Genomic DNA, 19,377 nt, shown 5'->3' on the forward strand with positions numbered 1-19,377 from the left:
ACAGTCCTTTCGAATCTCCGCACGTCTTCGGGCGATGCGGCTCTCCGAAGAAGATACACGAATCCAGACCGATTGGTAAGTGAATACCGACCGAGTGGTAATGAGCGAGGATAGAGAGCGGAAAGGAGGATGCGATGACCACGACCGCACCGACGGGCTCGCGGCACGCCCGTGCCGCCGCCACACGGGAGCGCATCCTCGCTGCCGCCCACGATCTGTTCATCTCCCGCGGCTATCGGTCGACCTCCCTGCGAGACATCGCCGCCGCCGCCTCGGTCAGCCACCCCGGGCTGCTCGGGCACTTCGGCTCGAAGGACGACCTCCTCGCCGAGGTCGTCGGCGCACTCGAGGCCGACAACGAGACGGTCTTCGCGGAGATCGCCGCCGCATCCGAACCCGGCGACCTCGTCTTCACCCGACTCGCCGAGCGGAACGCCCACACCGAGGGATACCTCGAGCTCTTCGCCGCGCTCACCGGCGAGGCATCATCGCCCGGGCACCCGGCGCACGAGCGGATGCGGGAGCGCTATGCGCGGTTGCGCGAACTCAGCGTCGACGTCCTGGAGGACGCCAAGCACCTCGGCGTGGTCGCCGCCGACCGCGATGTCGACGGTGAGATCGTGCGGCACACCGCCGGCTGGGACGGCTTGCAGCTGCTCTCGCAGTACCTGCCCGACCGCGTCGACGTGGTCGAGGAGCTCGAGGAGCGGGAGAACCTGTGGGCCTTGCCGGTCGGCTGGCGCGACCCCGACGACGCGCCCGGGTCCGGCACCGGAACTTCCCGCACCCTCCCCGAACTCCGCACCGGCACGCTGGCGAACGCCGACCCGGGATACGCGGTCGGCCGCCGCCGCCGGGCGCAGATCGTCGCCGACGCGATGCGCCTGTTCTCGCGCGACGGCTACGGCGACACCAGCCTGCAGGACATCGCCACCGCCGTCGGCGTCTCCAAATCGACGCTGCTGCACCACTACCCCTCGAAAGAGCTGCTCCTCAGCGCCGTCCTCGCCGAACGCGACAAGGCGATCAGCGCGACCACGGAACTCTCCGAAGTCGTTTCGGCCGGCGCGCTGCTGCGAGGCATCCCGGACGGCGCGAGGGTCAACGCACGCAACGAACCCGGCCTGATCGAGGTGTACGCGGTCCTGTCCTGCGAAGCCGTCCCCGCGACCCATCCGGCACACGACTACTTCGCCTCGCGGTTCACGAACGCCCTGGACCACTTCACCGAGCTCTTCCGCATGGCTCAGGAAGACGGCGACCTCCCAGCACACCGCGACCCCGCACGCGAGGCCACCTGGCTCATCGCGATGTGGGACGGCCTGCAGTATCAGTGGCTCTACGACCGGAGCGCGGTCGACATCGCGGAGCAGCTGCGGGCTCACCTCACCGACGTGCTGCCCGCGCGCTGACGGACAGGACGCGGCGTTCAGGCCGCGGCGATGACCGCGAGCACGCTCTCGCCGTAGGCCTCGCGCTTCTTCGCGCCGATGCCGGTGATGCCGTCGAGGTCTGCGAGCGACGTCGGACGATGCTCGGCGAGAGCACGCAGGGTGGCATCGCCGAAGACGATGTACGCAGGAACACCCTGCTCCCGTGCGGTCTCGGCGCGCCAGGCGCGCAGCGACTCGAAGAGCCCGCGATCCCCGGCGTCCAGCGCATCCGCGGCACTCGCCTTGCGGGCACGGCCGGACGAGACGGGACGGCCGATGGTGTCCTTGCGCAGAGGCACGGCGGTCTCTCCGCGCAGCACCCCGGCCGCCTGCTCGCCGGGGGCCAGCGTGCCGTAGTCGCCTTGGGCCACGAGGATGCCGCGGGCCAGGAGTTGCCGGACCACGCTGCGCCAGTCCTGATCGGACAGATCATGACCGATGCCGTAGGTCGCGAGCTTGTCGTGACCCTGCTGCCGGATGCGCTCGGTCGAGGCGCCGCGGAGGATGTCGATCAGGTGTCCGGCGCCGAACGCCTGGTTGCGCTCGCGTTGTAGTCGCACGATGGTCGACAGCAGCTTCTGCGCCGGAACGAGGCCGTCGAACGTCTCGGTGTCGTCGAGGCATGTGTCGCAGTTGCCACAGGGCTGCGACTGCTGACCGAAGTAGCCGAGCAGGTTCTGCCGACGGCACTCCACGGTCTCGCAGAGCGCGAGCATCGCGTCGAGGTGCTGCCCCATCCGCATCTTGAACGTGCGGTCGCCGGGGCTCTGATCGATGAGGCGGCGCTGCTGCACCACGTCGCCGAGTCCGTACGCCATCCACGCCACCGCCGGCTCGCCGTCACGACCGGCGCGACCGGTCTCCTGGTAGTAACCCTCGACGGACTTCGGCAGGTCGATGTGCGCGACGAAACGCACATCGGGCTTGTCGATCCCCATGCCGAACGCGATGGTCGCGACCATGACCACGCCGTCTTCCCGGAGGAAGCGGGCCTGATGGGCTGCACGCACCTCCGCGGGAAGGCCCGCGTGATACGGGAGCGCGTCGATCCCCTGAGCGGCGAGGGAGGTCGCCGTCTGCTCGACCGACTTGCGGCTGAGGGCGTAGACGATACCCGCCGCACCTTCTGGTTGCGACCGGATGAAGGCGACCAGTTGCTTGCGCGGGTCGACCTTGGGCACGATCCGGTACTGGATGTTGGGGCGATCGAAGCTCGCGACGAAGTGTGCGGCGGCCTCTCGTCCGTCCTGACCGTCGAGTCGCAGACGCTCGGTGATCTCCTTGTGCGTGGCCGCGGTCGCCGTGGCGGTGAGAGCCATGCGAGGCACCCCGGGGAACCGCTCGCCGAGGCCGCCCAGTGCGAGGTAGTCGGGACGGAAGTCATGACCCCACTGGGACACGCAGTGCGCCTCGTCGATCGCGATCACGCTCAGCGTCCCTCGTTGCAGCAGCGCCGTGGTCTGAGAGTGGGAGAGCCGTTCGGGAGCGACGTAGATGAGGTCGAGCTCACCGGCGATGTAGGCCCGCTCGACCTCTCGACGCTCGTCGATCGCCTGCGTCGAGTTGAGGTACGCGGCATTGACGCCGTTGGCCCGCAGCGCATCGACCTGGTCGTGCATGAGAGCGATGAGCGGGCTGACCACGAGCCCCGTGCCCTCGCGCACGAGTGCCGGCACCTGGTACGTGATGCTCTTGCCCCCACCGGTCGGCATGAGGACCACGGCGTCGCCGCCCGCGATGACCTGCTCGACGATCTCGGCCTGGTCGCCACGGAACTCGTCGTAGCCGAAGACCGTGTGCAGCGCGTCGAGCGCGGTCGCGAACCGGCTCGGGGTCGCCCGCCGTGCAACCGACGCGGGGGTCGAGGCCGGCGATGCGACCGGCGTGACGGGCCCGGACCCCCAGTCGAGAGGCGGCTCGTATCCTGCTCCCTGTGGCTCCCAATCCATCGGCTCCGGCGGGGCGGACGGCTCCCAGCCATCGTCGTAGGGCTCGTCGGCGTACGGCAGGTCCGCGTACGGGTCACGGGGAGTCTGCGGCATTCCTCCAGCGTAACCACCCCCGCCGACGCGGGAGCCCCCCTCTCCACAGGGGCGTAGGTTGGAGGCAACCCGTTCGAAGGAGCTCCGATGACCGACATCACCGTGACCCGCAACGAGGGCGAATCGCGCTACGAACTCCACTCGGGCGACGTGCTCGCGGGCTTCGCGGCCTTCGACCTCCGTGCCGGATCCATCCGCTTCCTCCACACCGAGATCGACCCGGCGTTCCAGGGACAGGGATTGGCCGGGAAGCTGGCCTCCGACGCGCTGACGGATGCGGCCGGGCGCGGCGAGGCGATCGTGCCGCTGTGCCCGTACATCGCGAAATACCTCGAGACGCATGAGATCCCCGGTGCCGAGATCCGCTGGCCGAAGGCTCCCGCCGGTCACGCCGGATCCGCGGGCGAGGACCCGACCGGGCGGGCGGAATGATCGGGCAGCACCGCCTGATCCTGGAGCCGCGGGAGGTTCCGCTCGGCGGTGTGCGCGGGATGAACGTGCTGCGAGCCCTGCCGCACCGGAACCTGCCCACGATCGGTGCCTGGTGCTTCCTCGACCGGTTCGGTCCCGCCGACACGAAGATGCGGGTCGAGCCGCATCCGCACATCGGACTGCAGACCGTGACCTGGCCGCTCGTCGGGGAGATCCGCCACCGCGACTCACTGGGCAGCGATGCGGACCTGCGGCGCGGGCAGCTGAACCTGATGACGGCCGGGAACGGCATCTCGCATTCGGAGTACTCGATCGGCGAGGATCCCGTGCCGCTCGACGCACTGCAGCTCTGGGTGGTGCTGCCCGAATCCGCCCGCCACGGTTCCCCCGGCTTCGAACGACACACCGAACTGCCCGCGCTCACACTCCCTGCCGACGAGGGGGCAGCAGCCGAAGCCACCGTCGTGCTCGGTGACTTCGCCGGCGTGCGCTCGCCCGCCACCGTCCACACGCCGATCGTGGGCGCGGAGATCGTCCTCTCCCCCGGCTCCCGCGTGCGTCTCCCCCTGCGGGCCGACTGGGAGCACGCGCTGATGCTCGTCGAGGGCGATGCGGTCGTGGCCGAGCATGCTCTCGACCGCAACGGCCTGCTCTACCTCGGCGACTCCCGCGAGAGCGTCGAGGTGTCGAGCGGCGAGGGGGCACTGCTTTTCCTCCTCGGCGGCGAGCCCTTCGAGGCCGACATCGTGATGTGGTGGAACTTCGCCGGCCGCTCGCACGACGAGATCGTCGACGCGCGCGAGGCCTGGGAAGCGGCATCCGACCGCTTCGGTGTCGTCGTCGGACACGACGTGCGCATCCCCGCTCCGCCGCTGCCACCCGTGCGGCTCATGCCGCGCAGCCGCAAGATCTGACGCGACACGGAGATCGTCACGCCCGGGCGGCGATGGCGGCGGCCTCGACCCCTTCGGGGAGTTCGCCGAACAGTCGCCCCGTCCCCTCGCCGAGGCGCGCCGCGAGGAACCCCTCCGCGACGACGGAAGCGGCGGTACGGATCAGGAGCGACGCCTCCAACGACAGCGCCAGGTCGGCGACCAGCCTCCGTGCCCGCGCCTCGGCCGCAGGATCCTCCGTGATGCGGCGAACGCGATCCCGCGTGCGGGCGATGTGCGCGTCGAGCCGGGGATCCTGCCCGGCGGCGAGCGCCACTTCGGCGTCGAACGCCTCGAAGGATTGCGGCTCGCGGGCCAGCGCACGCAAGACATCGAGGGCGATGACGTTGCCCGACCCCTCCCACACCGCCATGACCGGCTGCTCGCGGTAGCGCTGGGCGAGCGGGAAGTCTTCGGTGATCCCGTTGCCGCCGAGGCATTCGAGCGCTTCGGCCGCATGCGCAGGTCCGCGCTTGCAGACCCAGTACTTCATGACCGCGGTGCCGAGACGACGAAAAGCGGTCTCCTGCTCGTCGGCATCGGCGTCGTAGGCGCGCGCGAGTCTGAGCGCCGCAGCGGTGGCCCCCTCGGTCTCGAGCTGCAGGTCGGCGATCACGGCGGTCATCGCCGGCTGGTCGATCAGCGTACGACCGAACGCGGAGCGATGACGCACGTGCCAGGCTGCTTCGGCGGTCGCCTGACGCATGCCTGCCAGCGAGCCCAGGATGCAGTCCAGCCGGGTGTGGGTGACCATCTCGATGATCGTGCGCACACCGCGCCCCTCCTCCCCGACGAGGTGGGCGACGGCGCCTTCGTACTCCACCTCGCTCGACGCGTTGGAGACGTTGCCGAGCTTGTCCTTCAGGCGCATGATCCGGATCTCGTTGCGCGTTCCGTCTTCGCGCAGGCGCGGGAGCAGGAAGCAGGAGAGGCCGCCCGGCGCCTGAGCGAGGACGAGGAAGGCATCCGACATCGGCGCGGAGCAGAACCATTTGTGCCCCGTCAACGCGTAGCGTCCTCCCCCGAGCGGCGCGGCGACGGTCGTGTTCGAGCGCACGTCCGAACCACCCTGCTTCTCCGTCATGGCCATGCCGAACAGCGCGCCCGGCTTTCCCGCAGACAGGGTGGAGTCGTATCGGGTCGACAGGAGTCGCGGCATCCATTGCGCGGCCAGTTCCGGCTGCGCGGCGACGACCGGCACGACGGAATGCGTCATCGACACCGGGCAGGCGTGCCCGGGCTCGACCTGGGCGAACAGCATGAACGATGCGGCACGAGCGACGTTCGCACCGGGCCGCGGGGCGGCGAAAGCCGAGGTGTGCGCCCCCGCCGCGACGGCCGCGCCGAGCACGCGGTGGTACGACGGGTCGTAGTCGACCTCGTCGATGCGGTGCCCCCAGCGGTCGTGGGTGCGCAGGACCGGCTTGTTCCTGTTGGCCCGTCGCGCATCCTCCTGGAACTGCTCGCCGCCCACACGGACGCCGATCTCGTGCAGTCCCGGGTGCGCCCATGCGGCGTCATAGCGCTCGACCCCCTCGACGAGCGCCGTGTTCGTGCCGTACTCGTCCACGCCGACGCGCTCCGGCGCCTGATTCGTGACCTGATGCGTGCTCATCGCTCCCCCACAGCGCGCAGGCAGAGGGCCGTGATCGTCACCACGACGGACTCGGGGTCAGGTGCGTCCTCAACGCCGGAGACCGGGGAAAGCGGTCCGGTGAGCGCCTCACCGATCGCGCCGACGAGTCCCGCCGCCGTGATCGCCGGATCCTGCGGAGCGAAGACCTCAGAAGCGATCCCCTGTCGGACGATCTCCTCGAGCAGGGCGGCATAGCCACGGCGGTAGGCGAGGCGCTCCTCATCGACGGCGCGGCCGACGGGCTCGGCGAGGAGCGCCCAGGCCAGTCGCCGTCCGCGGAGTGCGCGCGCCGCGAAGGTCTCGATCAGAGCGACCAGACGCGCACGAGCATCATCGGGCGCGGCGTGCACCGCATCGTCCACCGCCGTCAGCTCGGCCCCGGCGCACTGTCGGAAGACCTCGGCGAGCAGATCATCGACACTGTCCACGTAGGTGTAGAGCAGGCCCGCGCTCATTCCCGCACGAGCGGTGATGGCCTTCACGGTCGCCGCGCCGAAGCCCTCCTCACGCACGATGCCGCTCGCGGCCTCACGCAGTTCGCGACGACGATCTCCGGCCACGACGTTCACTCGTCGGCGTCTCTGCTCCGCCATCTCGTCTCCCCACCGGATGCGACTGTTCGAGTCGACTGAATCGTGATTCAATAGCCGCATTGAATCACGATTCAGTCGGCGCTGCAAGGCGCCGCCGGACACACCACGACGACGTGAGGAACCACTCCATGAATCTGACCTGGATGCTCGAACGCTCCGCCCGAACCTTTCCGCACACGCAGGCGATCGTGTCCGATCTCGGCACGCTGGACTACTCGCAGCTGCTGTCGGCCTCTCGACGCGCCGCCGCGGTCTTCCAGGCCGCAGGGGTCTGCGCAGGCGACCGCGTCGGGGTCATGACCTACAACACCCCCGCCTTCGCGATCGCGGCGTTCGGCCTCTGGCGCGCCGGGGCCACGCTCGTCCCGATCAACCACAAGTTCACGGCGCACGAGGTGGGATACGTCGCCGCGCACGCAGGACTCCGGTTGATCGTCACGGACGAGGATCTCGCGCCCCGGGCAAGGGAGGGCGCCCCGTCCGCCCGCATCCTCACGACGACCGACGACGCCTCCGGAGAGTTCGATCAGCTCGTGGCGACGAGTGAGGAGTGGGACGGAGTCGAGGTCGAGCCCGACGCGATCGCCCAGGTGCTCTACACCTCCGGCACCACCAGCAGCCCCAAGGGGTGTCTGCACTCCCACGCAGGACTCGCGAACGTCCCGGCCTACACCACGGCGGCCGTAGGACTCCGACGGGACGACCGGTTCCTCATCGCCATGCCCATCTGGCACGCTTCACCGCTCAACAACTGGTTCCTGTCGATGATCTACCTCGGCGGGACCGTGGTCCTCCTCAAGGAATATCACCCCGTCGGCTTTCTCGAAACCATCCAGAAGCACGGGGTGACCGCGTTCTTCGGCGCACCCATCGCCTACCTGGCCCCACTCAAGGTGTTGCCGACGGTCGGCGCGAGCCTGGCGGACTTCGATCTCTCGTCGGTCCGCTTGTGGGCCTACGGGGGTGCGCCGCTGGGAGCCGAGACCGTGAGCCTGCTCGAATCCGCCTACGGATCCGACTGCTTCTACCAGGTCTACGGGATGAGCGAGATGGGCCCCGTGGGCGCCGCCCTCTACCCTTCGGAGCAGCGGGTGCGGGCCGGCTCCATCGGCGCAGGCGGCATGCCGGGCGTCGACATCAGGGTCGTGGGTGCGGACGCGTCCGACGTCGCGGGAGGTGAGGTCGGCGAGCTGTGGATGCGCTCCGCCACCCGCATGATCGGCTATCTCGACGCTCCGGAAGCCACGGAGGCCGCGTTCGTCGGCGACTGGTACCGCACCGGCGACCTCGCACGCCTCGATGAGGACGGCTACCTCTACATCGTCGACCGGCTCAAGGATGTGGTGATCTCCGGAGGAGAGAACGTCTACTCTCCCGAGGTCGAGGATGCGCTGCGCGCCCACCCGTCGATCACCGACTCCGCCGTGATCGGACGCCCGCATCCGGAATGGGGAGAGACGGTCGTCGCCGTCCTGGAGGCGGCGGACGACGTGCTCCTCGACGACGTCCGGGAGTTCCTCGCCGACCGCCTCGCCCGCTACAAGATCCCCCGCGAGCTGATCGTCCGCGAGGCGCTGCCGCGCACCCCCTCCGGCAAGATCATGAAACACGTGCTCCGAGCCGAACTCGTCGACGCCTGATCTTCCGGACGGAGGCTCGGACGCACACAGCGCCCCGCGGAAGGGAGACCGCGGGGCGCTGTGCTGTGGGGGCTACTCCGGCTTGGCCGTCGGCGGAGCCTCCGTCTCGGGCGCCTCCGTCGGCGGCGCGTCCGTCTCGGGGGCCTCCGTCGGCGGAGCCTCCGTCTCCGGAGCGTCCGTCTCGGGCGCTTCGGTCGGCGGGACCTCGGCGTCGGGCGCTTCACCCGCCGGGACGGTGACCGTCACCACGGTGCGGACCTCGGAGTCGCCGTAGCGGACCAGCCCCAGGTACCGGGTACCGGCCGTGAGGCCCGTCCAGCTGAGCTCATAGCTCGTCTTCTCGCCACGGACGGCGGCGATCGGGTTCGGGGTCGCGGCGAACGCGCCCTCTCCGCCGGGCTGCACGTTGGCGTAGGTCATGTCCCACGTCATCGGACCCGTCGTCGAGTACATGTTCGCGACCACGAGGTAGGTCCCGGCGGTCGGTGCGGGGAGCGTGACCTGCTCGTCCGCCGAACCGGTCGCCGACTGCCACCGCTCGTAGTACCGCAGGTCGTCCGGGCTCACCACGCGGTACACGGTGAGGTCCAGGTCGCTGCCGTCGTCGTCCGAGGAATCGAGGTCGAACCGCGAGAGGGTGGTCCCCTCCGGTACATCGACGATCCACGCCACGTCCTTGTTCGCGTCACCGGAGTTCTCGTCGCCCGAGTGCCCCTCGACCGGGTTGTCCGGGTCGCTGAGCAGGTCGAAGGCGGTGAGTCCCGAGAGGTCGAGCGCCAGGTCGCCGTCGAGACCGGGGGTGAGCTCGACCGCCGTGCTGCCGTCCGCTCCGGTACCCGTGACCTCGGCCGGAGCATCCGCCGTCACCGGGAACACCGCGATCGGGGAGCGCACCGTGTTCTTCTTGCTCGTCCAGGTCAGCGTGCCGGTGGCCCACTGCTCCACCGGAGCATCGGTGTTGTCGAACGTGACCGTGAAGGTCTTCGTCTGCCCCGGCTTGTCGAAGGTCAACTGCGAGGGCGTGACCTTCACGTGCACTCCGGGGACCGAGGCCTTCGCGGTGAACGTCCCCTTCTGGGTCGATGTGACCGACCGGGTGACGGTCTGTGCGCTGGCCAGCGAGCCGATCGAGATCGATGCCTGGTTCAGGTCGCTGCCGTCGATGGGATCGATGCCGGGGAAGTCCGACAGGCCCTTCCCGTCGAGGAATGCCGCCCAGTCCTTCACTCCGTTGAGGTAGAGCAGACCCGGGTTCAGGTACCGCGTCGCGTCGACCTGTCCCGCGCCCTGTTCGAACGGGTTTGTGTTCTTCGATCCGTCGGGCAGGACGGTGTCATAGGCAGTCGTCATCATCGCGGAACGGATCTCCGCCGGCGTCGCCTTCGGGTGCTCACCGAGGTAGAGCGCTCCGAGGCCGGCGACGTGCGGTGAGGCCATCGACGTGCCGGAGAGGATGCCGAAGGTCGGCTTCTCTCCGGGGGCGTTGTTCGTCGCCGCGAGGATCGCGACACCGGGGGCCGCCACGTCCGGCTTCAGCACATCGCTGCCGTCGGCGAGCATCGGTCCGCGGCTCGAGAAGCCCGCGATCTGCGGCGTGGGGGTGGTCACGCCCGTCGTGTTCTCGCCGACCAGCGTGATCGGCCGATCGACGCCACCCTGCACATACGCGAGCACGGCTTCGCGGTACTCGGCGTTGAGGTGGACGGTCGGCACGGCGTGGAAGTCGTTGTCGAGCGAGTCCGCTCCACCGGGCACGTTCACGAGAACCATGCCGATGCCGCCGGCATCCTTCACGACCTGCGACTTCTCGGCACGCGCGTTGCTGCCGCGGTCGCACACGACGATGTGTCCGGCGACCTTGGCCGGGTCGAGGGTGCCGGGCAGGCAGAGCTGCGCGTCGACCGCTCCCGCCGCCCCGGCGTCGACCGCTGCGATGGACGGGCCGGTGACACTCTCGCCGAACGGCACGCTCACCGACGCTCCGGCCTGCTCGAACCCGTCGAACTGCACGGTGCCCTCCCAGGTGGGGATGGTGGAGGCGGCGACCGTCGTGTACCAGGGCGAGGCGTGGTCGGCGGTGACCGGGTCCGGACCGTCGTTGCCGGCGCTGGTCGCGACGAAGACACCCGCGGCCGCGGCGTTGAAGAACGCGAGGTCCTCTGGAGCCATCACGGTGCTGGCGGCACCGCCGCCGATCGAGTAGTTGATCACGTCGACACCGTCGGCGACGGCCTGGTCGATCGCGGCGACGAGGTCGCTGAGGGCGCAGATGTCATCCGTGGTGACTGCGGGGTCGGGACCGACGTAGCAGGCCTTGTAGGCGGCGACCTTCGCGCCCGGCGCGACGCCGGACACCGTGCCGAAGTCGACATCCTCGATGGAGGCCTTGACCTTGAAGTTGCCCGCCGCGGTGCTCGCGGTGTGGGACCCGTGACCGTCGCCGTCACGCGGCGAGAGGTAGTCGTACTGGAAGTCGAAGCCGGCGGCCTCGGCTCCGGCGTAGAAGTACTGGCCGCCGATCAGCTTCGAGGAGTAGTCGCGCTTGTCCCAGTCCTGGGCTTCGACCATCGCGGACTGGAACTGGCCGCCGTCGGACTTGTCGAAGTAGACGTACTTGCCGTCGGTGTAGGGCTGCTTGCCCTTGTGCCGGTCGTGCTGCTTCTTCTGCTTCTTGAGCTTCTTGCCGTCGAACGAGGGGTGCTCCGGGGCGATGCCGGTGTCGATCACACCCACCACGACGCCTTCTCCGGCCTTGTCGACTCCTCCGGTCTGCTGCCACACGCCGCCACGGCCCTTGCGGTCGTCGCCGAGCCCGAGGAAGTCGGTCGACGTCTGCGCATCCGGGTGACGGATCTCATCGGGGTACACGCCCAGCACGTCCTTCGACGCACGGAGCGCATCGACCTGTTCGCCGCTGAGGTCGGCGCTGAACCCGTTGAGCACGACCTGGTAGGTCGTGTCCGGGGTGACGCCGATGTCGCTGACGAGGTCGGTCTGCTCGGATTCGAGGTGCTTGACGTACCGCTGCGAGTCCTGCGACTGCGTCTCGAGCTGCTCACCCTCGGCGGGTTTCGTCGCCTTCAGGCCCTTGACGTCGCCCTCGTAGGTGGCGAGGGGGTCTGCTTTCATGACCACGATGTAGTGCCCTGGGGTGCCGGCGACCGGAACGGGGTGCGTCACCTCCTCGGTCGCCGCGAAACCGGTGGTTGCCGTTGATGCGATGAACAGCGTCGCCAGGGTGGTGGCTGCTGCCATCCGGAGGGGTGTTCGACCCATGTGGTGCTCCCGATGATCACGATGCAGCCGCGTTGCTGCACCGCGGCCAACATAGCCCCGCTCCTCACCTCCGGAGACAGAACTGGTCGATGGTCGAATCCGGCTTCGCCGATACGCCAGGATTTTGCACGGCAGGGCTCCCGATAGGTCGACAGTAAGCTGGAGACGTGGCCCGCACCTCCGTCCTGACGACTCGCGTCCTGCTCGTCTGCGCAGCGATCGGCGTCGCGACGGGCATCCTCGCGGGCATCGCCGGATGGGTGACGCCGGTCCTGCTGGCCAGCCCGCTGCTGTTTCTCTACGGCCTCGTGCTCGGCTCGCACGTGCTCCCGGGGATCATCGCCCAGGAGGTGCTGCGCCTCCCCCTCGTCGCCCTGATCACGCATGTGTTCGCAGCGCTGATCGCGAGCGCCTTCAACCCGGCCTGGGCCCTGCGGTTCATCGGCACGGCCCTGCTGTTCGGCCTGATCCAGGAAGGGGTGGCCGCGCTCACGCGCTACCGCTCCTGGGGTCCGTGGCGCTTCTTCCTCTCGGCCGCGATCATCGGGATCTTCGTGGCGGTCGTCGTGTTCTTCGCCGCCCATCTCTCGGTCATGCCGCTGTGGGCGCAGATCCTGTACCTCGCGATCTCGGTGCTCGGCCCGGTCGCCTGGACCGCGATCGGGCTCGCCATCGGTTCGGCGCTGCGCCGCGCCGGAGTCGCCCGACGCTGACCCGGGCTCGATCCGGCGCACTGCGTCACCCCCGCTCAATGGCGGATCAGGTAAGGCTCAGCTAAGTTAGAAGTCCACGATCCGACGACCCGGGACCCCGCCGTGCGCCCATCTGCGCCTCTGCTCCGCGTGCGTGACCTCTCCCTCACCCACGCCGATGCCGCGCACCCCTCCCCCCGTGACGTCACGTTCGACATCCACCCCGGCGAAGTGGTCCTGCTGCTCGGACCGTCCGGATCCGGCAAGTCGACACTGACCCTCGCGCTCAACGGTCTGATCCCTCATGCGCTGCCCGCGAGCATGGTCGGCACGGTCGAGGCCGGTGGCATCGACTCGGCGAGCGCAGAGACCGCGACACTCAGCACGCAGGTGGCGATGGTGTTCCAGGATCCGGACACGCAGATCGTCACGGGCACGGTCTACGACGAGGTCGCGTTCGGCCCCGAGAACCTGCTCCTCGACGTCGACGTCGTCCACGACAGGGTCGAAGCGGCTCTGCGGCGCGTCGGGCTTTGGGATCGCCGCGACGAGAACCCCGACCATCTCTCGGGTGGAGGGAGGCAGCGACTCGCGATCGCCTGCGCCCTCGCGATGGGTTCCCCACTGATCGTGCTCGACGAGCCGACCGCCAACCTCGATCCGCAGGGCATCGACGACGTGTACGCGGCACTGGCGGACGTCGTCGCCGCCGGTGACCGGGCGATCCTCCTCGTCGAGCACAACCTGGACGCGGCGATGGACTTCGTCACCCGCACCCTCGTGCTCGATCGCGAAGGGACGGTCGTCTTCGACGGCCCTGCGGCGGAGACCATCCGCGAGCATGCCGACGAACTCGTGTCGATGGGCGTGTGGCTTCCGGGCGCGACTCTCGCCGCACTCCGGCTGCGGGACGAGGGTCGGAGACTCGATCCTCTCCCCCTCACACCGCACGAACTCGCGGACGCACTCACACGGGAGGTACCGCACTCCCCCGCGACGGCGGCGGCCATCCCCGCACCGCGTGAAGAGGACCGCGATGCACGCGCACACACCGGCCAGGCGATCATCCGCGCCCGCGGACTCTCCGTCAAGAGGCGGCGCACCGAGATCCTGCACGGGATCGATCTCGCTCTGGAGGCGGGGAGTCTCACGGCGATCGTCGGGGCGAACGGAGCGGGCAAGACCACGCTGATCCAGGCGCTCGCCGGCGTCGTGCCGCCGCCCCGAGGCCAGGTCACGGTCGACGGCATCGACCCGGGCGTCGCCTCACCACGCGACCTCGCCGCACGCGTCGGATTCGTGTTCCAGAACCCGGAGCACCAGTTCATCGCGCACACGGTGTTCGACGAGCTGGCTCACGGCCTGCGACTGCACCAGGTTCCGGACGCCGAGATCACCGTGCGCGTCGACGACATGCTCACGCGCTTCGGGCTCGTGCACAAGGCGGAGGTGCATCCGTTCCTGCTCTCCGGCGGCGAGAAGCGGCGCCTGTCGGTGGGCACCGCACTGATCACCCGGCCCCGGGTCCTCGCTCTGGACGAGCCCACCTTCGGCCAGGACCGTGCCAGGGCGTCCGAGCTCCTCGAACTGCTGCAGGAGCTGCGCACCGAGGGCACCACCATCGTGATCGTCACGCACGATCTGCAGCTCGTGGCAGAGCACGCCTCCCACGTCGTGGTGCTCGCGGGCGGGCGAGTGCGAGCGAGCGGCCCGACATCGACACTGTTCCGGGACGAGCGGCTGCTCGCCGATGCGGGGCTCCGCCTGCCCGCTCTGCAGCGTGTCCTTTCGTCTGCCGGGCTCGGGGTGCACCCGTGAGCGCCGAAGCCACGGACCGCGTGGCCCCCGGCACCGCGGCTGCCACCGGTCCGGGTTTCGACCCCTACGCCCGGATGACGGCGTCCGCCCCGCGGCAATTCCTCTACGCCCTGAACCCGCTCGCCAAGGTGGCCGGGTTCGCGCCCGCGATGCTGCTGCTCGTGTTCGTCCGCGACCTCGCCACCCCGACCGCGTTCCTCCTGCTCGCATATGCCCTGATCCTGCTCGGCGCGCGGCTGACCGGACGCCTCCTCGCCCTCCTGCTGCTCGCCCTCCCCGCCGGGATGCTGCTGATCGGCGTCGGCTTCTCGGTCTGGGTCGACACCGCGCTCGTCGCCGACACCGCCCCCGTCGTGCGGATCGGCGACTGGACGCTCTACAGCGGTGCCCTGCTGCTCGGCTTCGCCACGACCCTGCGTCTGGGCGCCATCATCTCTCTCGCCCTCGTCGGCGGTCTCACCACCAGCGGCCCCGACCTCGTCCGTGCCGGCGTGCAGCAGCTGAGGGTCCCGTACCGGATCGGGTATACGGCGCTCGCAGCCTTCCGCTTCGTGCCACGGTTCGGACACGAGCTCGCCGTCATCCGTGCGGCCCATCGGGTGCGCGGCTACCACGGCGGACGGGGGCCGTTCGCACGGATCGCCCGCGGCTGGGGCTACATCGTGCCGCTGCTCGCGGGCGCGATCCGCCATGCCGAACGCGTGGCCCTGGCGATGGACTCGCGGGCCTTCGGTGCGCACCCCACCCGCACGGAGCGACACCTGGTGCCGTTCCGCACACGGGACACCGTCTTCACCGCGGCGATGCTGTTGGTCTCCGCCGCGCTCTTCGTGGTGTTCTTCCCCTGGCAGCTTCCCTGAAAGGCGCCCATGCCATACAGCAAGATGGTCAAGCCCGAGAGCGCCGAGCTCCTCCACCTCACGGTGCTGCGCACGCAACGGCTCTCGGCGCACTGGTCCCGGGTGACGCTCGGCGGTGGTGAGATCGAGAAGTTCCGCCCGATGGGGTTCGATCAGTGGTTCCGGCTGTTCCTGCCGATCGGCGGCGACGCGGGACTCGACCGCGTGCCCGCGAAGGCGAACAAGATGTTCGGCTACCTGAAGTTCCTGCGCATCCCCGACGACGAGCGCCCCGTGATGCGGAACTACAGCGTGCGCGCCTACCGCGCGGCCACGACGGACGCCGGTGCGGAGATCGATGTGGACTTCGTGCTGCACGGATCGGCGGCAGAGGGCACGGCCGGCCCGGCATCGCACTGGGCCGCGACCTGCCAGCCCGGCGAACACGTGCTCATCATCGATGAGGGGCTCACCTTCAACCCGCAGCGCGGCACGGAGCGCGTCCTCCTCGTCGGCGATGAGACCGCCCTCCCTGCGATCGCCTCGATCAGCGCATCGCTGGCGGAGGACGCCGTCGGCACCGTGATCGTCGAAGTGCCGTCCGACGAGGACGCCCTGCCGTTCCCGCATCCTCCGGGGATCGAGATCGTCTGGCTCGTGCGTCCACACGACACGGCTCCCGGGGTTCTGGCTCTCGAGACGCTCGGCCGTACGGCGCTACCCACCGCTCCGTTCCACGCGTATGCGGCGGGAGAGCAGGCGCTGGCCTCCGGGGTCCGCAAGCACCTCGTCGGCGAACGCGGGGTCGACAAGAACGCGGTCAGCTTCTGCGGCTACTGGAAGCGCTGAGTCCTCGCATGCGCGGCCCGCGTGCGGGATCAAAAACGCGCCTCAAGTGCTTCCCGCAGGGGCGTTTTCGATCCCGCACGCGGAGTCAGCGACCCGCTGTACGTCTCGGAACAAGCCCATGACCTCCGGGCCCATCTCGACCTGGCTCAGCACGATGCCGAACGAACCGTCGGGGTCGATCCAGAAGTCCGTCCCCTGCCCGCCTGACCATCCGTAGCGACCGGCGTTCGCCCCGGAGGTCTGCGTCGCGACGCCGAACCCCCACCCCGTGCCGTCCCAGAACCCCGGGAAGAAGCTGTCGTCGGTCTTCGCGCTCGCAGGCACCTGGTCCGTGCGCATCTCCGCCAGCATTTCGGGGTCGAGAATGACCTTTCCGTCATGCCGTCCGCCGGTCGACAGCATCTGCGCGAAGGCCGCATAGTCGGCAGCGGTCGACACGAGTTCGGAGTGGCTGAGGTCGAAGGGCGCCGGCGCGACCGGGAAACCCTCACCCGCAGGCTCGACCTCGACCAGTCCGCCCTCCGTGTGCCGGTTCGCAGCGGGCAGCCGGTGCGCCTGCTCGAGCGGAACCGTGTACCCGGTGTCGACCATGTCCAAAGGCTCGAAGAGGTCACGCCGAAGGTGCTCCTCCAACGACCCGTCGACCACGCGGGAGAGGAGCACCCCGAGGATGCCGAAGGAGTGGTGGTAGCGCCACCCGGAGCCGGGTTCGAACGCGAGCGGAAGTGCGGCCAGCGCGTCGATCCACTCCGGAGCGCCCATCGCCACCGGCTCCTGCCCCGCGGCCGTCCTGTTCCCGATCATCGCCATCGCCAGCGGAGACGGCACGACCTGCACGCCGTACCCGGAGGTGTTGGTGAGCAGATGGCGCAGCGTGATCGGTGTCGTCGCCGGACGGACATCGTCGATCGGCGCGTCCGGCGTGCGCAGCACCCGGCGGTCGGCGAGCTCCGGCAGCCAGCGCTCCACGGGATCGTCGAGTCGGAGGCGCCCGCCCTGCACGAGACGCAGTGCCGCAACGGCGAGGATCGGCTTCGTCATGGACTGGATGCGCACGATCGCATCCGCCGGGAGATCACCGGCCGTGACGATCTCGGTAGACCCGTCGGGGGTGCCGAGCACGCCGATGATCCCCGGTGCCGTGCCGCGCGCGACGTGCTCATCCAGGATCTCCAGGAGCGAGGTCGTCATGCCCTCGATTCAACCCGGCGACGGCGGCCTTGTCCACGGCCCGCCCGTGTGTGGGTGTGTGTGGGATCAAAAACGCACCCCCAGAGCATTCCGGAGGTGCGTTTTTGATCCCGCACACGCGGCGACGCGGCGACGCGGCGATGGGGCGAGTTACTTCACGCTGCCCTGAGTGAGACCGCCCACGAGCCACTTCTGCAGGAACAGCGCCAACAAGTAGATCGGGATCAGGCCGGACAGGCTCGCCGCGGCCATCTGCCCGAACATCACCTCACGGCCGCCCTGCATCAGGGCGATGCCGACCGGAAGCGTCTGGGAGTCGATGCTCTGGGTCAGCAGCAGCGGAATCAGGAAGTCGTTGTACGCGAGGATGAAGACGATGATCGAGACGGCGACGATCCCCGGTGCGGTGAGCGGCAGGATGACGGACCAGAGTGCGCGGAGCGGGCCACAGCCGTCGATCTGAGCCGCCTCGTCGACCTCGAAGGGGATGGCGCGGAAGAAACCGTCGAGCAACCAGACGGCCACCGGCGTGAGCAACAGTCCCTCGACGATGCCGAGGCCCAGCACGGAGTCCATCAGTCCCGTAGAGCGCACCAGCACGAAGAGCGGGATGATCGCCACGACCGGCGGAGCGACGTAGGCCGAGACGATGAGCCCGAGAGCCTGCTTCCCTCCGACGCGGAGTCGAGCCATCGCGTAGTTCGCGGGGATCGAGACCAGGAGCGCCACCAGGACCGCCACGATCGCGGCGCCGAACGAGTTCCGGAGGTACGTCAGGATCGGCCAGTTCTCGAACGCGGCGACCCAGTTCTCGACCGCGAGGCGAGAGGGGAGGATTCGCGTCGACAGGATGTCGTCCGGGCTCTTGAAGGACATTCCGACCATGTAGAGCACGGGCAGCAGGGCCAGAGCGATCGAGACGACGATCACGACCCACTTGACGGCGGTGACCACGACGGACGGACGCCCCGGACGCGACGTGCTCGAGGTGCGGACCTTCGGGCGACGACGACGACGCGCGTCGGGGACGACGAGGGTTTGCGTCGCGCTCTCCTCGGTGCGGGCGGGGACGCGGAGCGTGAGGGACATGATCAGCTCTCCTTGTGCAGGCGCTGCCGCACGGCGTTGAGCGGCAGGATGACGATGGTGACGAGCACGAGGAAGGCGATGGTCTGCGCCGCGGCCGCTCCCACGTCGAACGTCTGCAGGCCGGTGCGGTAGATCTCGAAGCTGCTGACGGTGGTGTCGAAGCCCGGCCCGCCGCTGGTCATGATGAAGACGAGGTCGAACACCTTGAAGGAGACCACGAGCTTCAGCAGCAGCACCGTGATCAGGCTCGGAAGCACCAGGGGGAAGGTGATGCGCCAGAACGTCTGCCACACACCGGCGCCGTCGACCTGCGATGCCTCGTAGACCTCCGTCGGGAGCGTCTGCAGCGCCGCGAAGACCAGGAGGACGCAGAACGGCGTCCACTGCCACGCATCCACGAAGATGACGGAGATCATCGCGGCAGGGCTCGACCCGAGAAACAGGAACGGATCCGACCCGGGTGCGAACGACTGCCCGATGTTGTTCAGCAGGCCACCGGTGGGCGCGAGCATGAGCTTCCAGATGACGCCCGCCATGACGGGCGGTGTCATCAGCGGGAGCAGCAGGAGCACCCGGATGATTCGACCGCCCTTGACGGCCGCGTCGAGCGAGAGTGCCACCGCGAGACCCGCGACGAGCGCGATGACCGCGGACGGGATGGCGAACAGGAGCGACCTGCCGAGGGACGGGATGGTGACCCCGTCCCCCAGCATCGCGGCGAAGTTGTCGAACCCGACCCATTCCGAGAACGGCCGCCCCAGCGACGACTCCGAGAAGGAGGCAGCGATGATGTACGCGAGCGGGTAGATCGCGATGATCACGATCGCGATGACGGCGGGCGCGAGCAGGGCGCGCCCCGTCCACGACCCGCGTCGGGCGACGCGACGGCTTGCGACGGGCTGCGACATGAGCGGT

The 19,377-nt window shown here is 69.3% G+C and carries 15 protein-coding genes; 8 read left to right on the top strand and 7 right to left on the bottom strand.

The features are described 5' to 3' along the window. Window positions 1-134 precede the first annotated feature (134 nt). A complete protein-coding gene (locus LVJ59_RS08685) occupies window positions 135-1,412 on the top strand; it encodes a TetR/AcrR family transcriptional regulator (protein ID WP_232762697.1) in 1,278 nt (425 codons plus the stop codon). Window positions 1,413-1,429: 17 nt separating this feature from the next. Here the strand turns inward: LVJ59_RS08685 and recQ are convergent, their stop codons facing one another. Continuing rightward, the gene (recQ, locus tag LVJ59_RS08690) at window positions 1,430-3,475 is read right to left on the bottom strand and encodes a DNA helicase RecQ (RefSeq protein ID WP_232762698.1); all 2,046 of its coding nucleotides are present in this window, start codon (window positions 3,473-3,475) and stop codon (window positions 1,430-1,432) included. 87 nt (window positions 3,476-3,562) lie between these two features. Here recQ and LVJ59_RS08695 point away from each other — a divergent pair, with 87 nt between their 5' ends. Both LVJ59_RS08695 and LVJ59_RS08700 read left to right on the top strand, forming a co-directional pair. Then, window positions 3,563-3,907, top strand: a complete 345-nt coding sequence (locus LVJ59_RS08695) for a GNAT family N-acetyltransferase (RefSeq protein WP_134352881.1) — start codon at window positions 3,563-3,565, stop codon at window positions 3,905-3,907. Beyond that, on the top strand, window positions 3,904-4,821 hold the full coding sequence (locus tag LVJ59_RS08700; protein WP_232762699.1) for a pirin family protein: 918 nt from the start codon (window positions 3,904-3,906) through the stop codon (window positions 4,819-4,821). The genes LVJ59_RS08695 and LVJ59_RS08700 overlap by 4 nt, the downstream gene beginning before the upstream one ends. Before the next feature lie 16 nt (window positions 4,822-4,837). On the opposite strand, the gene LVJ59_RS08705 is transcribed toward LVJ59_RS08700, so the two are convergent. Then, window positions 4,838-6,454, bottom strand: a complete 1,617-nt coding sequence (locus LVJ59_RS08705; protein WP_232762700.1) for an acyl-CoA dehydrogenase family protein — start codon at window positions 6,452-6,454, stop codon at window positions 4,838-4,840. Then, complete coding sequence (locus tag LVJ59_RS08710; RefSeq protein WP_232762701.1) at window positions 6,451-7,068, bottom strand: TetR/AcrR family transcriptional regulator; 618 nt, start codon at window positions 7,066-7,068, stop codon at window positions 6,451-6,453. The genes LVJ59_RS08705 and LVJ59_RS08710 overlap by 4 nt, the downstream gene beginning before the upstream one ends. Window positions 7,069-7,196: 128 nt before the next feature. On the opposite strand from LVJ59_RS08710, the gene LVJ59_RS08715 reads away from it, so the two are divergent. Next, window positions 7,197-8,708 (top strand): class I adenylate-forming enzyme family protein, encoded by a 1,512-nt coding sequence (locus tag LVJ59_RS08715; protein WP_232762702.1) that lies wholly within the window; start codon window positions 7,197-7,199, stop codon window positions 8,706-8,708. Window positions 8,709-8,780: 72 nt separating this feature from the next. On the opposite strand, the gene LVJ59_RS08720 is transcribed toward LVJ59_RS08715, so the two are convergent. Beyond that, the gene (locus LVJ59_RS08720; protein ID WP_232762703.1) at window positions 8,781-11,963 is read right to left on the bottom strand and encodes a S8 family peptidase; all 3,183 of its coding nucleotides are present in this window, start codon (window positions 11,961-11,963) and stop codon (window positions 8,781-8,783) included. 188 nt (window positions 11,964-12,151) lie between these two features. Between LVJ59_RS08720 and LVJ59_RS08725 the strand changes: the two genes are divergently transcribed. The 4 genes from LVJ59_RS08725 to LVJ59_RS08740 all read left to right on the top strand — a co-directional run bounded on the left by LVJ59_RS08725 (window position 12,152) and on the right by LVJ59_RS08740 (window position 16,182). Next, a complete protein-coding gene (locus LVJ59_RS08725) occupies window positions 12,152-12,697 on the top strand; it encodes an ECF transporter S component (protein WP_047522418.1) in 546 nt (181 codons plus the stop codon). 102 nt (window positions 12,698-12,799) lie between these two features. Beyond that, the gene (locus LVJ59_RS08730) at window positions 12,800-14,494 is read left to right on the top strand and encodes an ABC transporter ATP-binding protein (RefSeq protein ID WP_232762704.1); all 1,695 of its coding nucleotides are present in this window, start codon (window positions 12,800-12,802) and stop codon (window positions 14,492-14,494) included. Window positions 14,495-14,568: 74 nt separating this feature from the next. Beyond that, window positions 14,569-15,354 carry an energy-coupling factor transporter transmembrane component T gene (locus LVJ59_RS08735; RefSeq protein WP_232763170.1) on the top strand — a complete coding sequence of 262 codons (786 nt, stop codon included), beginning with the start codon at window positions 14,569-14,571 and terminating at the stop codon, window positions 15,352-15,354. A gap of 9 nt (window positions 15,355-15,363) precedes the next feature. Further along, window positions 15,364-16,182, top strand: a complete 819-nt coding sequence (locus LVJ59_RS08740) for a siderophore-interacting protein (protein WP_232762705.1) — start codon at window positions 15,364-15,366, stop codon at window positions 16,180-16,182. Window positions 16,183-16,224: 42 nt separating this feature from the next. Here LVJ59_RS08740 and LVJ59_RS08745 read toward each other — a convergent pair whose 3' ends face one another. The 3 genes from LVJ59_RS08745 to LVJ59_RS08755 all read right to left on the bottom strand — a co-directional run bounded on the left by LVJ59_RS08745 (window position 16,225) and on the right by LVJ59_RS08755 (window position 19,370). Then, on the bottom strand, window positions 16,225-17,373 hold the full coding sequence (locus LVJ59_RS08745; protein WP_232762706.1) for a serine hydrolase: 1,149 nt from the start codon (window positions 17,371-17,373) through the stop codon (window positions 16,225-16,227). 150 nt (window positions 17,374-17,523) lie between these two features. Next, window positions 17,524-18,462: a carbohydrate ABC transporter permease gene (locus LVJ59_RS08750; RefSeq protein WP_232762707.1), complete on the bottom strand. Its 939-nt coding sequence runs from the start codon at window positions 18,460-18,462 to the stop codon at window positions 17,524-17,526. A gap of 2 nt (window positions 18,463-18,464) precedes the next feature. Continuing rightward, window positions 18,465-19,370 (bottom strand): carbohydrate ABC transporter permease, encoded by a 906-nt coding sequence (locus LVJ59_RS08755; protein WP_131494034.1) that lies wholly within the window; start codon window positions 19,368-19,370, stop codon window positions 18,465-18,467. Window positions 19,371-19,377: the final 7 nt, after the last annotated feature.

Source organism: Microbacterium sp. KKR3/1 (genome assembly GCF_021272365.1).
In the GTDB taxonomy this organism is placed as follows: Bacteria; Actinomycetota; Actinomycetes; order Actinomycetales; family Microbacteriaceae; genus Microbacterium; species Microbacterium aurugineum.

Bases quoted from the DNA above. Each gene is read 5' to 3' on its own strand.
- LVJ59_RS08685 (WP_232762697.1), top strand. From the start codon at position 135: ATGACCACGACCGCACCGACGGGCTCGCGGCACGCCCGTGCCGCCGCC.
- recQ (WP_232762698.1), bottom strand. From the start codon at position 3,475: ATGCCGCAGACTCCCCGTGACCCGTACGCGGACCTGCCGTACGCCGAC.
- LVJ59_RS08695 (WP_134352881.1), top strand. From the start codon at position 3,563: ATGACCGACATCACCGTGACCCGCAACGAGGGCGAATCGCGCTACGAA.
- LVJ59_RS08700 (WP_232762699.1), top strand. From the start codon at position 3,904: ATGATCGGGCAGCACCGCCTGATCCTGGAGCCGCGGGAGGTTCCGCTC.
- LVJ59_RS08705 (WP_232762700.1), bottom strand. From the start codon at position 6,454: ATGAGCACGCATCAGGTCACGAATCAGGCGCCGGAGCGCGTCGGCGTG.
- LVJ59_RS08710 (WP_232762701.1), bottom strand. From the start codon at position 7,068: ATGGCGGAGCAGAGACGCCGACGAGTGAACGTCGTGGCCGGAGATCGT.
- LVJ59_RS08715 (WP_232762702.1), top strand. From the start codon at position 7,197: ATGAATCTGACCTGGATGCTCGAACGCTCCGCCCGAACCTTTCCGCAC.
- LVJ59_RS08720 (WP_232762703.1), bottom strand. From the start codon at position 11,963: ATGGCAGCAGCCACCACCCTGGCGACGCTGTTCATCGCATCAACGGCA.
- LVJ59_RS08735 (WP_232763170.1), top strand. From the start codon at position 14,569: ATGACGGCGTCCGCCCCGCGGCAATTCCTCTACGCCCTGAACCCGCTC.
- LVJ59_RS08740 (WP_232762705.1), top strand. From the start codon at position 15,364: ATGCCATACAGCAAGATGGTCAAGCCCGAGAGCGCCGAGCTCCTCCAC.
- LVJ59_RS08745 (WP_232762706.1), bottom strand. From the start codon at position 17,373: ATGACGACCTCGCTCCTGGAGATCCTGGATGAGCACGTCGCGCGCGGC.
- LVJ59_RS08750 (WP_232762707.1), bottom strand. From the start codon at position 18,462: ATGTCCCTCACGCTCCGCGTCCCCGCCCGCACCGAGGAGAGCGCGACG.
- LVJ59_RS08755 (WP_131494034.1), bottom strand. From the start codon at position 19,370: ATGTCGCAGCCCGTCGCAAGCCGTCGCGTCGCCCGACGCGGGTCGTGG.